Below are 14,941 nucleotides of genomic sequence, written 5' to 3' on the forward strand. Positions count from 1 at the left end.
CCTGCCGCCAGAAAAGGTTATGCCAGGGTGATGGCACTCACTCTGTCTCGACCGGCCCGCTTGGCCTGGTACAATTGTTCGTCGGCTGCGGCCAGCAAGGCTTCGGGGCTGGCGTCTGCGTGAGGTATCTGAGTGGCAACGCCCAGGCTGATGGAAACGAACGGCCCGGCGGCCGAGTCCTGATGCTCGATTTTCAGCGCCTTGACTGCGGCTCTCATTACCTCCGCACATTTGAGCCCTCCCTGACTGTCGGTACCGGGAAGAATACAGACAAATTCCTCCCCCCCATAACGGGCCACCAGGTCGAGCGGTCGTCTAACCGACCGATTGAGCGCCTCGGCTACCGCCGTCAGGCAGGCATCCCCCTGCTGGTGCCCGTATCTGTCGTTGAACTGTTTGAAACAATCCAGATCCAGCAGCACCAGCGACAACGGCCGGCCTTCGCGCAGGCAGGCCCGCCAGCTGATGGTCAGCTCTTCATCAAACTTTCGACGATTGGCGATCCTGGTCAAACCATCCATCATGGCGATGGAGCGCAACAGATCACTTTGCAGCTTCAATACCAGATGGGTGCGTACCCGAGCCGATACGATCACCGGGTTGATGGGCTTGGTAATAAAGTCCACCGCGCCAATGTCAAAGCCCAGGGCTTCGTCACCATCCTGATTCTGGGATGTCACAAAAATCACCGGAATATCACGGGTGTCCGGATCGGCTTTCAGCCGACGGCACACATCATGGCCACTGATCCCCGGCATCACCACGTCCAGCAGCACTATGTCTGGCTGCTGTTCTTTACACAGGGTGATGGCCTGCTCACCATCGGTGGCCATCAGTACGTCAAACTCATCCTTAAATAGCTGGTGCAGCACCCGGATGTTGACCGGTTGATCGTCCACAACAAGAATGCGTAACGGTCCCACCGGATGCGGGAAGGCATCTCGCAACTGTTCCAGAATCATAGCTCCCCCAGTAACTCACGAACCAGACTGCTCGCGACGGTAAAATTGAGGTTCTGCACCTCGGCAGACACGGTTTCCCACCGGTCACTCCATGGCTCGAGCACGGTGGCCGGTAGCTGCTCGAAGTGGTCGATGGCGTCCATATTTCCCGCTTCCAACAGCGTCAGTAGTTGTTCGAGCCGTTCCTTGGTGCCCTCGCCCGCTTCTTCCTCCGGGTCAGGCTTTGCCTCCGGGTTAGCCACCGGTTCGGTACCGGACAGCTGCATGGTAACGGCTTCCAGCAAGGCCGTCCGCTCCTGGGCCAGCTGTTTTTTCAAGGCAGACAAGCCGCTGGTATTCAGCGAAGCAAAGGCCTGTTTGCTGTTTTGTTCGCCAAGTTGTTGCTCGAGTGCCGACAGCCGAGAGGCAAAGGTCGCCGCCCCCATGGTACCCGCCACGCCTCTGAAGGTATGCAGTGTCGCCGCCGTCGCCACCCGGTTCCGTTCCCGAACATGGCGCTCCAGCTCATCAAACAGCACGGCGGCATCTTCCTCGAACCCCGTCAGCAATCGGTGATACAAGCGGGCATCTCCACCAAAACGACGGATCACGGCATCCACATTCTCATATGAGTCATCTTGCCGTGCAAGCGGCTCGTTTAGCTCCTGTGCAGCCGTGTTGCTGCTAAACGACAGCAGCACCGCCACCAGTTGCTCCAGATCCACCGGCTTGCCGATGTGCGCGTTCATGCCCGCAGCCAGACAAGCCTGCTGATCCTCAGTGGTCACGTTGGCCGTCATCGCCAGTATCGGCAGATCCCGGCACCCGTCATGGGCCCGGATAAGCCGGGTGGCTTCCAGACCGTCGATATCGGGCATTTGCATGTCCATCAGCACCATATCGAAGATATCCGGCGCCGCAACGGCCTTGCTGACCCCTTCCAGCCCTCCTGCGGCCAGCTCGACACTGGCCCCTTCCCCACGCAGCAGCTCGGCGGCAACCTCACGGTTGAGGGCATTATCCTCCACTACCAACAAATGCAATCCCGTGAGTCGAGGCCGTGAGGGAGTCGAGGTCCTCTTATGCTGCGGTGTCTCGGTCGGTGTTTCTCCTGCCAGCGAGCGCTGGACCGAACTGATCAGCTGCTGCGGTGTCACGGGTTTGATGAGGAAGTCAACAAAGGGCGGGCTCGCCTGCTGCTGGGCCTGGGCCAGTTGTTCATGACCATAGGCCGTGATCATGATAACAGTGGGCAGCTGATCCCGCCCCAGCTCCCGGATCTTCGCCGCCGCCTCCATGCCATTCATGTCCGGCATGGACCAGTCCATCAGCACCAGATCATAGTGATTTTTTTGTGCTATTTCCTGCAAGGCTTCCCGTCCACTGTTGGCGATGTTCACCTGCCAACCCTGCTGGCGAGCTACCCGGGCCAAAATGTCGGCCGATACCCTATGGTCATCCACCACCAGCACCCGCAGCGGCTGCTCGACTTCCTGGACCGGCCCCCAGGGCTGTACCACACCGTCAAGCTGCAGAGTCAGGTCAAACCAGAAGCAGCTGCCCTCTCCCGGGGTACTGCGGACGTTGAGCTCGGTGCCCATCAGGCCGAGCAGCCGCTTGCTGATCACCAATCCCAGGCCGGTGCCACCAAAGCGACGAGCCGTCGAGGCTTCGGCCTGACTGAAGGCTTCGAGTATGTAATCGATTTTGTCTTCGGGGATGCCGATACCGGTATCGGTTATTTCCATACGCAGGCGCACCGAGGAAGCATCGCGGCCCAGCTCACTGACGCGAACCACGACCTCACCGTATTCGGTAAATTTAATGGCATTTCCTGCCAGGTTGATCAGAACCTGCTGCAGGCGCAAACGATCGCCAATCAGGCTGCCGGGCAGTGAGGGATCAAAGTCGAACATCAGCTCGACCGGCTTGGTGCCCAGGTTGCCGGACAACACCACCGCCAGCTCTTGCATCAAGTCTTCCAGCTCGAATGGATGGGGTTCGAGCTGCAACTTGTCGGCTTCGATCTTGGCGTAGTCCAGCACATCGTTCAGCAGGCCGAGCAGGGAGCGTGCCGCCCTGTGTGCCTTGTTGATATAGTCGCTTTGTCGCGGTTCCAGCGTCGTTTGCTGTACCAGCTGCAACATGCCCAGCACGGCGTTCAAGGGCGTGCGAATTTCATGGCTCATATTGGCGAGAAAGCTCGACTTGGCCGCACTGGCCTCGTCAGCCTCGGCCTTGGCCTGGCGCAACACGGTTTCGAGTTCGCGTCGCTTGGTAATATCGAAGTTGATCCCCGTCACCCGAATAGCCTGCCCGCTGTCATCGCGCTCCACCTGAGCCCCTGCCTGGATATAGCGAGTACTCCCATCCGGTAACAGCAGGCGAAACTCGGGATCGCCGGTGCCGGTGCCCTTCACGACCGCTGTCATGCACGATATCACGTAGTCAGCATCGTCCGGATGCAATCGGGAATACCAGTGTTCGTAACTCAGTCCCTGATGGCGCAAGTCGGGCGAATAACCATACAGCTCGAACATCTTGTCGTTCCAGTCCAGCGCGCCGTCCGTCAGCGTCCAGCTCCAGATACCCAGTTCGGCAACGCCCGCCGCCATCAACAGCTGGTCGCGAACCGCCGCCAGCTCAGCAGTACGCTGATCGACCTGGGCTTCCAGGTTGCTGTTGAGTTCGAGGATGAGCGCCTCGGCCTCTTTCTGACTCGTAATGTCGCGTACCGTCTTGGAGATTCCTGTAATGCGGCCTCGGCTGTCATAGATAGGCGAGACCGTTACGGCGGCATGAAGCTGGCGACCGTCCTGACACTGGTAAAGGGTATCAAAATGGTCAATATGTTCACCCTTGCACACCCGAGCGAGAATGCCGGCCTCTTCCTCTTGTCGATCCTCCGGCACCACCAGATCCATCAATGACTGCCCGATTGCCACCCGGGCAGGGTAACCAAACAATTGTTCGGCCCCCCGATTCCAGCTGGTGACAACGCCATCGGTCGTCTTGCCGATAATGCCATCAGCCGAGCTCTCGACGATGGCCGCCAGCCTGGCCTGCTCGTCCAGTATCTGCTGGCGACGCTGCCGACTAAGATGAGTGGAGCCGATCAACGCCGCTGCCAATAAGCTGATCAGGCTTCCGAGCAAAAACAGTTGCAGCGGAGAATTCTGATGCAGCCCTTGCACAAACGACGGGTACACGCTGAACCGGGACTCCCAGTGCCGGCCGTATACCTCGAACTGAATGGTCTCGGTATGGGCTTTGAGAGCCGGGGCGACCTCCGGGGCATTACTGTAGAATCTTTGTTTCCCGTCGGGGTCGGTCACATCGAAAAGCTCCAGATACACGGTATCCGCATCCAGGCGCAGGGTCGATAACATGTCTTCCATCAACAGGGGCGCATAACTCCAGCCAAGCGCCTGTTGCTCGCGTTCGGCCTCGGTGGCCGGCGTTACACCGCCACGATAAATGGGCATCAGGATCAGAAAGGATTGCAACGGCTTGCCGCTGGCCTGTACCAGGGTGATAGGTCCGGTCAGCCGGACTTCTCCTGTGCGTATGGCCGCCTCTGCCGCTGCGCGGCGGGTTTTTTCCGAACCTATATCGAGGCCGATCGCCGACTCGTTGCCCTCAAGCGGTTCGATATACTGGACGATATAACGCTCGCCCTCATGAGCGGCCAGCTCTGTTATTCGAAATTCGGGCCTGTCATCGGCCTGGGCCATATCGATAAAAGACTCGGTCATAAAGCGTGGCACGCGGCGGATAAAACCGAATCCACGGGCGCCGGGAAACTCTTTTTCGAGATTCCGGGTCAGGCTGTAGCGATGAAACTGGGTACGGCTGATCCCGTGTTCACCCGCCGTCAGCACGGCACCGCGGGCACCATGCAAGCCATACTCATAGAGCTTGAGGTGACTTTTAACCGCCTGCTTGGTGTTTGTTGCGGCGTTGGCCACCGCATTCTGCACCCGATGCTGATTGTTCAGGTGTTGTTGCCAGGCCAGCAGAGCACTCACCGCCAGTCCAATCACCAGGGTGACGAGAGACCAGCGATTCCTGATAAAGTCCAGATTCTGCTGCAATGCATCGATTCCTTTCGCGTCGGCCCGCGAGCATGGGATCTGCTGTGATACCCGCACGCTCGTCGGCCTCATTGAGGGTCTCCCTACTTTAAGCAACTTAGGCTCTATATGGAAACACTTGAAAAGCAAAAGATGGCAGCACGGTATGCTTGAGATAAGAAAATTGGGGGCAGGAAACGAAAAAACCCGCTGATTGCTCAGCGGGTTTTTTCTTAAATATGGCGGTGAGGGAGGGATTCGAACCCTCGATACGTTGCCGTATACACGCTTTCCAGGCGAGCTCCTTCAGCCACTCGGACACCTCACCATATTTTTTGTGTTTTTTGATAACGGGTGTCACTTTCACCCTGATTTTTGCTAGCTTCAGGCTGTTGCCCTGTCAGCGGGGCGTATAGTAGGCAAGCCGCCGCCTGAGTGCAATCTTTTTTTGCCGCAAAACAATCGGTTGTGCAATATTACGCCATTATGATGCCATTCTCGGCTCTTTGGGGAGAGAGTGGCGACGAGGGTCGGTGATTCTGGCATAATGGCGGCCCAGTTTTTCAGGTTAATTAGGACAATAATGACGGCAACAGCAGCTTCAACTCAGCTTAACGAACGTTTTCGGGGCTATTACCCAGTGGTGATCGACGTGGAAACCGGCGGTTTTAATGCCAAAACTGATGCCCTGCTCGAAATCGCCGCCATTACGCTGAAAATGGATAACAATGGCTGGCTGGTTCCCGATCAGACATTTCATTTTAATGTTGCCCCTTTTGAAGGCGCCAATCTGGAACCTGCCGCCCTGGAGTTTACCGGTATCGACCCTTACAGTGCGCTGCGCGGTGCCGTGACCGAACGCGAAGCACTGGAGCACATCTTTAAAGGGATACGCAAGGGGCTGAAGGCCAACAAGTGTCAGCGTGCCATTATCGTGGCCCACAACGCCTCTTTTGATCATGGTTTTGTTATGGCGGCGGCAGAGCGGGCCGAGATTAAGCGCAACCCGTTTCACCCTTTCGCCACCTTTGATACCGCCAGTCTCGCCGGGCTGGCGTTGGGGCAAACCGTGTTGGCCAAGGCGTGCAAGGCCGCCGGCATGGAGTTTGATAACAAGGAAGCGCACAGCGCCCTGTACGACACCCAAAAAACCACGGAGTTATTCTGCCGCATCGTGAATCGCTGGAAGGCGCTGGGCGGTTGGCCACTGGCCGCCGTAGAAAATGACCAGGAGCCACAAGCAGCCTCAGCACAAGACAAGCCTCTCGGTAACGCCGCCGACACCCCCGCTTAATCGGGCACCAAGTGAGTAAGGGGTAAGGGGTTTACCCCCACCCTTTACGCTTCACCCTGCTCGCTTTACGCCTCACGCTTTACGCTTCACTCCTCACCGCGTTGCCAAATGCCCCGTTCTCACCCACAGTCGGGTATCCGGTGTCAGCTGTAGCTCCGGCTCACTGTTCGGGGCAAAGCGCAGCCAGCTTAACGCCGGGTAATGCCCATCGCCCTGCTGCACGCAGCCCTCCAGAACCAACAGCTCCAACCCGCCTTTGTAACAACAAGCCGGAAACGAACCGCCCTCGGGAAAGTGCAGCACACTGGTGTGCACGCCCTGGTGCTGGTGCAGGGGTAATCGGCGATAGCCCTTGCGACCGGTGATCCATAGTTCCTGATCCGGAAACACCTTGAGCCACTTGTCATCGTCTGGCGAAAACTGATTCAATTTGACGAAAATGGTACAGCCTTCCCGGGTAAAGGAGCGGTGACGGCTACCGGGTGGATTACGCACATAGGATCCGGCGGGGTAATCGCCGCTTTCATCAGAGAAGGTGCCTTCCAGCACCCAGAATTCTTCGCCCAGGGGGTGCTGGTGCTCGGGAAAATAAGAGTTGGGTTCAAAACGCACCAGACTGGTCACATGGCCGCTTTCGGCCTGCTCTCGTTCAATGGGATAGCGCCACACGCCCGACGCGGGCGAAGGCTGCCAACGGTCGGCGTTATAATCAAGGGAAAGGGATTGGGAGAAATTCATATTCAGCATCGGTTCATGTCCCGACAGACGAGGGTGACCTATATTCCCCCGCCCTCGCCCACGGGTCAAGCCTGAAAAAGCTGGAAGCTGTCAGCGAGAAGCCGGAAGAAAAACACCGAACCTGTCGACCCGGTGCTGATGATTCACTTTCCCCGTGTGCTTCCGTGTATGCCGTGGCTGAAAACCTTGAAAACCCTTCTGCTCCGCAAACCTGCAGCTAAAGCGCAGGACGACAAAGACAGCGTGTATTTTCGGCTACCCGAAGGGTTTGGCTGTCGTTACATACCGATATTCGTCGCCGTCGGGTACGAAGGTCAGGCGATGGCTGATGCAGCTGGGGGCGTCTTGTTCGTGGTGCGAGACAAACAGTAGCTGAGTGCTCCCTTCTGCAACCAGTAGATCGATCCAGCGTTTCACCCAGTGACGGTTGAAGCTGTCCAGCCCTTGCAGAGGCTCGTCGAGGATCAAGATGGGCGGATGCTTGACCATGGCACGGGCGATCAGCAACAGCCGCTGCTGGCCGTAAGACAGGTGACGAAACGGCTCGTTGGCCAGGTGCGTCATGCCCAGCAGCGCCAGCCATTGGTCGACCAGGGCGAGCTGGGTGCTGCCCGGCTGCTGATAAACGCCGATGGAATCAAAAAAGCCGGATACAATCACCGCTTTGGGGGTGGCGGTCACGCGATAGTCCTGCTGCATGCTGGTGCTCACATAACCAATGTGCTGCTTGATATCCCAGATGGTTTCGCCGCTGCCCCGACGGTGGCCAAACAGGGTAAGATCGTTACTGTACCCCTGGGGGTGGTCTCCGGTGACCAGACTCAACAGCGTCGACTTGCCGGCACCATTGGGACCGATTATCTGCCAGTGCTGCCCGGGATCCACCTGCCAGTTCAGACCGGTTAAAATGCGCTTGTCGCCATAGCTGACCTGAATATCACGCATCACGATACGCGGAGTATCGGCATCCAGCATGCGCCGTTCGGCATCGGGATCCGCCGGTGGCAAGGCTTGGGTGGTCGCCTCCATGGCAGCCAGGTGGCTCAGCTGCAGCAGCTCGGCCGAGGCGGCAATCTCGGCACGGGGGCCGGCCAGGGCAAGCTCACAGTCGGTTAAAATACCCAGCCGGTCACTGAACTCGGGCAGCTCTTCCAGGCGATTCAAAATAAGCACCAGGGTTTGGCCCGCCGCCACCAGTTCCTGCAGCAGGCTCATCAGTCCGCCGTGGGCATCCACGTCCAGCCCATCGAAGGGTTCATCCAGGATCAGCAGCTCGGGCTGTTGCAGCAAGGCACGGCACAGCAGCACCTTGCGCGTTTCTCCGGTAGACAGGTAACGAAAGCCGCGATTCAAGAGCGCGCCAATACCAAAGCGCTCGGCCAGTGCCGCCAGCTCGGTTTCACACCCCCCCTGCTCCAGCATGATTTGCCGCGCCGTATGGCCCTGATCTTCATAATCGAGCAGGTCGCTTTCGTCCTCTTCATACTCGCGGTCGGCCAGCTGTTGTAACTGCTCGAACGACACCCACTCTATGCGCGTAAAGCCATTGTCCGACTCACCCTCCAGCCGTTTCAGCTCCCCGGCCAGGGCGCGAGCCAGCGCCGTCTTGCCGCTGCCATTTGCGCCCACAAAGCTCCAGCACTGTCCGGCTTGCAGCTCGAGTTGTTTGATCCTCAGGCTGTGTTGTTCGCTAATGGCAAAATGGGCATCGCGGATGCTAATGGCGGTCATGAGAGCAAAATTCCTTTTCAATAGTAAGAGGCAAAGCCCACATCATTAACAACCCGACGCCATGATGCAAGTGAGCCACCCAATAAAAGTGCCGTCCATGTTAAATGTGAGCCAGCACGCAACCAAAGGCTCAAAAACAAGCTAACGTTGAAGGGTTACCTTTATCGAGGAGTTGAATATGCGCTATCACCCAGATTTGCTCAACGAACTGAATTTTCTGCTGAATTTCAATCTGGATACCACACAGCAAGGCGTCAAGGTACACAAGAATGCCGAGCCCGCCACCATAGCGGCGGCCAAATCCCTGTATGAAAAAGGCTTGATCACCATGGAAGATGGCGGTTACCTGACCGATCTGGGCCGGGAAGCCAGTGAGCATGCCCAGGCACTGCTTACCTTGCTGCGCACGCCAGAAACCGCTTGAGCAGACTGAGGCTGCCCGCACAACTTGCATAAAAAATTGCATAAAAAATGCCGGCATAGGCCGGCATTTTTATTTCATTCAGTTAACCTGAAACGTATTAACGCTTGAGGTCAGCTGCGTTTTCGGTCAGGTACTTGGCCACACCTTCGGTAGATGCTTCCATACCTTTTTTGCCTGCTTCCCACTGTGCAGGGCAGACTTCGCCGTGCTTTTCGTGGAACTGCAGGGCGTCAACCATGCGCAGCATTTCGTCGATGTTACGACCCAGTGGCAGATCGTTCACTACCTGGTGACGTACCTGGCCCTTGTTGTCGATCAGGAAAGAGCCACGGAAAGCCACACCGGCTTCTGGATGCTCAACGTCATAGGCCTGGCAGATTTCGTGCTTGATGTCGGCAACCAGTGGGTATTTCACCTGGCCGATGCCGCCATTTTCAACGCTGGTGTTGCGCCATGCGTTGTGGCTGAACTGAGAGTCGATGGAAACGCCGATCACTTCAACGCCGCGCTTCTGGAACTCTTCAAAGCGATCATCAAAAGCGATCAGCTCGGAAGGACATACGAAGGTGAAATCCAGCGGGTAGAAGAACAGCACAGCTGCCTTACCTTTGGTGAACTCTTTCAGGTTGAAGTTTTCAACGATTTCACCATTGCCCAGTACAGCTGCAGCGGTAAAGTCTGGGGCCTGACGGCCTACCAATACGCTCATGTCTATCTCCTTGATGATTACACTAATGGGTTTGTGACAAACCACCTCGTTCAACTAGCTAGTATATGGGCGCCCATCCCCAAACCCAAGGGGGTGACTGGTTATATATGCTCGTTTGCACAAAATGACAGCAAAGGCCGCGATATTAATTTTTGAAAAAGCTCGACATTCAGGCCTGAATTAGCAAACTAGCCCCCCTCCTCTCTTTTTAATTACAAATACACACATAAGGACAATCAATGAATCCTGTTGTTATCGCCGTCTGCCTGATGCTGGTACTTAGCCTGCTGCGCATCAACGTGGTGATCTCACTCGCCCTGAGCGCCATGGTCGGCGGCATGGTCGGCGGCTTGTCGCTCACCGAGACTGCCAATATTTTTGCCGGCGGCCTGGGAGGCGGCGCGACCATAGCCCTGAGTTATGCCATGCTGGGTGCCTTTGCCATTGCCATTTCCCGCTCCGGCATTACCGATCTGCTGGCGTTCAAGGTGATTAAAGCGCTGGGTAAAGATGCCAGCGCCGGGCGCATGGTGTGGATCAAAAGCATACTGCTGGGCACCTTGCTGCTGGTGGCCATCTCTTCACAAAACCTGATCCCCATTCACATCGCCTTTATTCCCATTTTAATTCCCCCGCTACTCCATGTGATGGCCAAGCTTAAGCTGGACCGCCGCGCCGTGGCCTGTGTGCTGACCTTCGGCCTGACCGCCACCTACATGATGCTGCCCATCGGCTTTGGCGGTATTTTCCTGAATACAGTGCTGCTGGCCAACCTGTTGGAAAACGGCGTCGCCGTCACCAAGTCCATGCTGCCGGTGGCCATGGGCATTCCCGTTGGTGGCATGTTTTTGGGCTTGTTGGTGGCTCTGTTTTTCAGCTATCGCAAATCCCGTGAATACGATGAAAGCAAAATTGTGGCCGTGGAGCCCGAGCACCTGCAAATTAACATGCCGCACCTGTTGATTGCGGTGGTCGCCATTACCTGTGCCCTGAGTCTGCAGCTGTACAGCGACTCCATTATTCTGGGTGCCATGGTGGGCTTCATGATCTTCACCTTCGGTGGCGTGATCAAGTTTAAGGAAAGCCAGGACGCCTTTACCCAGGGGGTGAAGATGATGTCGTTAATCGGCTTTATCATGATTGCCGCCGCCGGCTTTGCCGCCGTTATCAAGGCGACCGATGGCATTGGCAGCCTGGTACAGGCCGTGGAAAGCACCATGGGCGGCAACAAGCCGCTGGCGGCACTGATGATGCTGATAGTCGGCTTGCTGGTTACCATGGGCATTGGCTCGTCGTTTTCGACCATTCCCATTATTGCGCCTATTTATGCGCCCATGTGTATTGCGCTGGGCTTTTCGCCACTGGCCACTCTGGCCATTATTGGCACCGCCGGTGCCCTGGGTGATGCGGGCTCTCCGGCCTCCGACTCCACCCTGGGCCCTACCTCGGGTTTGAATGCCGACGGCCAGCATGATCATATCTGGGACTCGGTGGTCCCGACCTTTATTCACTACAACCTGCCGTTAATCGGCTTTGGCTGGCTGGCCGCCATGGTGTTGTAAAACAAAGCCTACCCCCTTCGGGGAGCCATACGCTATAAGCCGTACGCTATAAGCCAAAAAACAGCCGCCACCCGTCTTGGGTTGGCGGCTTTTTTATCAAAAAATCACAAGATCTAATTGCGAGTTTTGAACCTTAAAGGCACACTGCGGCCTTGAATCAGAGTTGTTAAAATATGGATGGTTTGGCCCCTTAGGTGGAAGCAATGCTTCTGCGCTGAAGACTCACTTGCTGATAGCCTTCAGGTGCCTTGACGACTCGCCCCCCTTTATCGTGTTGAGGAACTGAATATGACCATGGTTAGTGTCGCCGCCACCCAAATGGCCTGCAGCTGGAACAGAGACGAAAATATTGCCCGTGCCGAAAAGCTGGTGCGTGAAGCCGCCGCTAAAGGCGCACAAATCATCTTGATTCAGGAGCTGTTTGAAGCGCCCTACTTCTGTATCGACCAGAGTCCAGAGCACTTTGCGCTGGCTCAGGAAGTCGATAACAGCCCGCTGATCCGTCATTTTCAGGCGCTGGCCGAAGAGCTGGAAGTGGTGTTGCCGCTGAGCTTTTTTGAGCGCGCCGGTACCGCCTATTACAACTCTTTAGTGGTGATCGACGCCGATGGCAGCGTGCTCGACCTGTATCGCAAAACCCATATTCCCAATGGCCCCGGCTACCAGGAAAAGCAGTTCTTTACCCCGGGCGATACCGGGTTCAAGGTCTGGCAGACCCGTTATGCCAAAATTGGCGTGGCCATCTGCTGGGATCAGTGGTTTCCCGAAACTGCGCGCAGCCTGGCATTGATGGGGGCCGAGCTGATCTTCTACCCCACCGCCATCGGCTCCGAGCCCCAGGATGCCACCCTGGACAGCCAGCCACACTGGACCCGTACCCAGCAAGGCCATGCCGCGGCCAACCTGGTGCCTGTGATTGCCTCCAACCGTATTGGTACCGAGCAGAGCAAGTTCATAGAAGGGCTGGAAATTACCTTTTATGGCTCTTCTTTTATTACCGATGAATTTGGTGCCCTGGTTCAGCAAGCCGACAAGACCAGCGAAGGTGTGCTGGTGCACAGCTTCGATTTAGAGCAGGTGGCCAAACACCGTGCCAGCTGGGGGGTGTTTCGCGATCGTCGCCCCGCCATGTACTCGGCGGTGCAAACCTCCGACGGCAAATTGCAGGGAGGCCGTTAATGGAGGCACTAAAGGGCTTTTACATGCCCGCGGAATGGGCTCCCCAGCAAGCGGTATGGATGATCTGGCCCCACAGACCCGATAATTGGCGCGAGAGTGGCAAACCGGCACAGGCCACCTTTGCCGCCCTGGCCGAGGCCATTTCCGTGGCCACGCCCGTTTATATGGCGGTGCCGGAAGAAGAAATGGCCCACGCGCAACAGCTGATGCCACCAGAGGTCAAGCTGGTCGCCATAGACAGTGACGATGCCTGGGCTCGCGATACCGGCCCAACCATGGTCATCAACAATAACGGCGAACGGGCGGGCATCAGCTGGATTTTCAACGCCTGGGGCGGCCATGAAGAAGGCCTGTATTTCCCGTGGGAAAAAGACCAGGCCATGGCCGGTGCCATGCTGGCACACCTGGGGCTTCCCGTGCACCAGTCCCCCCTGGTGCTGGAAGGGGGCTCGATTCATGTGGACGGTGAAGGCACCCTGCTGACCACGGCCGAATGCCTGCTTAACCCGAACCGCAACCCGGACTACACCCAACAGGATATCGAGCAGCAGCTGTCCGAATATCTGGGCGTCACGCACTTTATCTGGCTGCCGCTGGGCGTGCATCTGGATGAAACCGACGGTCATATCGACAACATGGCCTGTTTTGCCCGCCCGGGTGAAGTCATATTGCACTGGACCGACGATAAAGACGATCCTCAGTATGCACGCTCGCAAGCCGCCTACAAGGTGCTTAGCCAGGCGCGGGATGCCAAGGGCCGTCAGTTGAAGATATGGAAACTGCCGCAACCCGGTCCCCTGTATATCACTAAACAGGAAGCCGCAGGGGTAGTAGAAGGCGCCGGCGTGCCCCGGCGTGCGGGGGATCGCATGGCGGCCTCTTACGTCAACTTCTTGATCACCAACAACCGGCTGATCTATCCGCTGCTCGACGAGCGTACCGACCAGCAAGCCCAGGAGATGCTGGAAACCATCTTCCCCGAGCTGGAAGTAGTGGGTGTGCCCACCCGGGAAGTGCTGCTCGGCGGTGGCAACATACACTGCATTACCCAGCAAATACCTGCGGCCAACCGCTGAGGCGTAAAGAGTGAAGCGTAAGGTGTGAGGTGTGAGGTGAAGCATAACGGTCTTTAGCTGCGCCTCACGCTTGATGCCGTCATGCTGAACTCATACCAAACTGAGTAAGTAACTGGTCTATTTAGCTGCTCTGGAAAGGCCGAACGAAGGGTCTACTCCACCGACACGCTGCAAGCACCTCCCTGTGGCGCTCAAGCACATGACATCCTTGTCATGTGATGGTCGGTGGAGTAGATCCCTTCATCCGCCCCCAGCTGCGGAGTTGCCTGTAGGTGCTATCTACAGACAACTCGGTGCTTGTGGAGAGGCAACAGAGATCGGCTCCCACGACCGTGAAATGACAGGGATGTCATTTCCCGAGCCCCCAGGGATGGGTTTATGGCGTGTCGTGGGAGCTGACTCTGTTTCCTCTGGTACTCAGCTTTAAAATAGATCATGTTTTTACTTAGATTGGTATCAATTCAGTATCGGCTTTACTGTCGCCAGTCCGGCAAGACAAAAAAAACACCGAGCCTTGGGCTCGGTGTTTTTTTATCGCTTGGCTGTGCTTGTTATTGCGCTCTTACCCTGCCCTTGAGGCCGGTTAATCGCTCCAGGGCGGCGAGATGCTGCTCCAGGCGAGCCTTGTCATCGGGGCCTATCCATACCCGATTCAGCTCGCCATGACGCGGAACCGAAGGGGTGGTTTGCGCACGATAACCGGCCGCCTGCAGCTTTTTCACCAGCGCGTTCACGTTATCGGCATTACGAAATGCCCCCAGCTGCACTATGTGATCGCCCTGCTGAGGAGCCACCTGCTTGATGGCCGGAGCCGGCTGTATCACAGGGGCAGCCTTGACGACGGGGGCAGGCTTGGGCTGCGGCGTCGGTTGTGGGGCCGCGGGTTGAGGAGCAGGCGCAGCTGCAGCCGGTTTGGGCGCCACGGGGGGCGCTTCTTTGGCTTCTTCAATGACCCACGCCTCGGCAGCCCCATCGCCTTGTACCGGTGCCTTGTCGGCCTGGTGGCCAACCGCGGTGTGCTCCGGTACCGATACCAGGGGGCGGGCCGGTTCAAGTTCGGGCCGCAGTGGTATGGTGACCGCCTCATCCGGGGCGAGCTGCTGCTTGCCATCCAATAAGTCAGGCAAAAAGATAACACCCAACGCCACCAGAATAACGGTGCCTACCAATCGTTGCTGAAACTGTGTCGCCAAAGCCCCCTCCCTAGTTACTGC

Annotated in this window: 11 protein-coding genes and 1 tRNA gene; 5 read left to right on the top strand and 7 right to left on the bottom strand. The window is 57.1% G+C overall.

Annotated elements, in window-relative coordinates:
* Positions 1-17 precede the first annotated feature (17 nt).
* From ACN0VL_RS04295 to ACN0VL_RS04305, 3 genes are all read right to left on the bottom strand, one after another.
* Positions 18-962 (bottom strand): diguanylate cyclase domain-containing protein, encoded by a 945-nt coding sequence (locus tag ACN0VL_RS04295; RefSeq protein WP_417614893.1) that lies wholly within the window; start codon positions 960-962, stop codon positions 18-20.
* A complete protein-coding gene (locus tag ACN0VL_RS04300) occupies positions 959-5,107 on the bottom strand; it encodes a CHASE domain-containing protein (RefSeq protein WP_417614894.1) in 4,149 nt (1,382 codons plus the stop codon). Before ACN0VL_RS04300 ends, ACN0VL_RS04295 begins: the two co-directional genes overlap by 4 nt.
* A 147-nt stretch (positions 5,108-5,254) precedes the next feature.
* A tRNA-Ser gene (locus ACN0VL_RS04305) sits at positions 5,255-5,342 on the bottom strand.
* A 255-nt stretch (positions 5,343-5,597) separates the two neighbouring features.
* Between ACN0VL_RS04305 and rnt the strand changes: the two genes are divergently transcribed.
* Positions 5,598-6,308, top strand: coding sequence for a ribonuclease T (gene rnt / locus ACN0VL_RS04310; RefSeq protein ID WP_417614895.1), 711 nt, complete (start codon positions 5,598-5,600; stop codon positions 6,306-6,308).
* A gap of 93 nt (positions 6,309-6,401) precedes the next feature.
* Here rnt and ACN0VL_RS04315 read toward each other — a convergent pair whose 3' ends face one another.
* Entirely contained in the window at positions 6,402-7,055 is a 654-nt protein-coding gene (locus ACN0VL_RS04315; RefSeq protein WP_417614896.1) for a cupin domain-containing protein, read from the bottom strand.
* A 246-nt stretch (positions 7,056-7,301) separates the two neighbouring features.
* Complete coding sequence (modF, locus tag ACN0VL_RS04320) at positions 7,302-8,777, bottom strand: molybdate ABC transporter ATP-binding protein ModF (protein ID WP_417614897.1); 1,476 nt, start codon at positions 8,775-8,777, stop codon at positions 7,302-7,304.
* Positions 8,778-8,955: 178 nt separating this feature from the next.
* Here modF and ACN0VL_RS04325 point away from each other — a divergent pair, with 178 nt between their 5' ends.
* Complete coding sequence (locus ACN0VL_RS04325; protein ID WP_417614898.1) at positions 8,956-9,201, top strand: TIGR02647 family protein; 246 nt, start codon at positions 8,956-8,958, stop codon at positions 9,199-9,201.
* A 97-nt stretch (positions 9,202-9,298) separates the two neighbouring features.
* Here the strand turns inward: ACN0VL_RS04325 and ACN0VL_RS04330 are convergent, their stop codons facing one another.
* Positions 9,299-9,910, bottom strand: a complete 612-nt coding sequence (locus ACN0VL_RS04330) for a peroxiredoxin (RefSeq protein ID WP_417614899.1) — start codon at positions 9,908-9,910, stop codon at positions 9,299-9,301.
* Positions 9,911-10,149: 239 nt separating this feature from the next.
* Here ACN0VL_RS04330 and ACN0VL_RS04335 point away from each other — a divergent pair, with 239 nt between their 5' ends.
* The 3 genes from ACN0VL_RS04335 (at position 10,150) to aguA (ending at position 13,727) form a co-directional block, all read left to right on the top strand.
* Positions 10,150-11,472: a Na+/H+ antiporter family protein gene (locus ACN0VL_RS04335; protein ID WP_417614900.1), complete on the top strand. Its 1,323-nt coding sequence runs from the start codon at positions 10,150-10,152 to the stop codon at positions 11,470-11,472.
* A gap of 288 nt (positions 11,473-11,760) precedes the next feature.
* Positions 11,761-12,651, top strand: coding sequence for an N-carbamoylputrescine amidase (gene aguB, locus ACN0VL_RS04340; protein ID WP_417614901.1), 891 nt, complete (start codon positions 11,761-11,763; stop codon positions 12,649-12,651).
* Complete coding sequence (gene aguA / locus ACN0VL_RS04345) at positions 12,651-13,727, top strand: agmatine deiminase (RefSeq protein WP_417614902.1); 1,077 nt, start codon at positions 12,651-12,653, stop codon at positions 13,725-13,727. The genes aguB and aguA overlap by 1 nt, the downstream gene beginning before the upstream one ends.
* 551 nt (positions 13,728-14,278) lie before the next feature.
* On the opposite strand, the gene dedD is transcribed toward aguA, so the two are convergent.
* Positions 14,279-14,920 (bottom strand): cell division protein DedD, encoded by a 642-nt coding sequence (gene dedD / locus ACN0VL_RS04350; RefSeq protein WP_417614903.1) that lies wholly within the window; start codon positions 14,918-14,920, stop codon positions 14,279-14,281.
* Positions 14,921-14,941: the final 21 nt, after the last annotated feature.

This window comes from Oceanisphaera sp., assembly GCF_048268965.1.
GTDB lineage: Bacteria > Pseudomonadota > Gammaproteobacteria > Enterobacterales > Aeromonadaceae > Oceanimonas.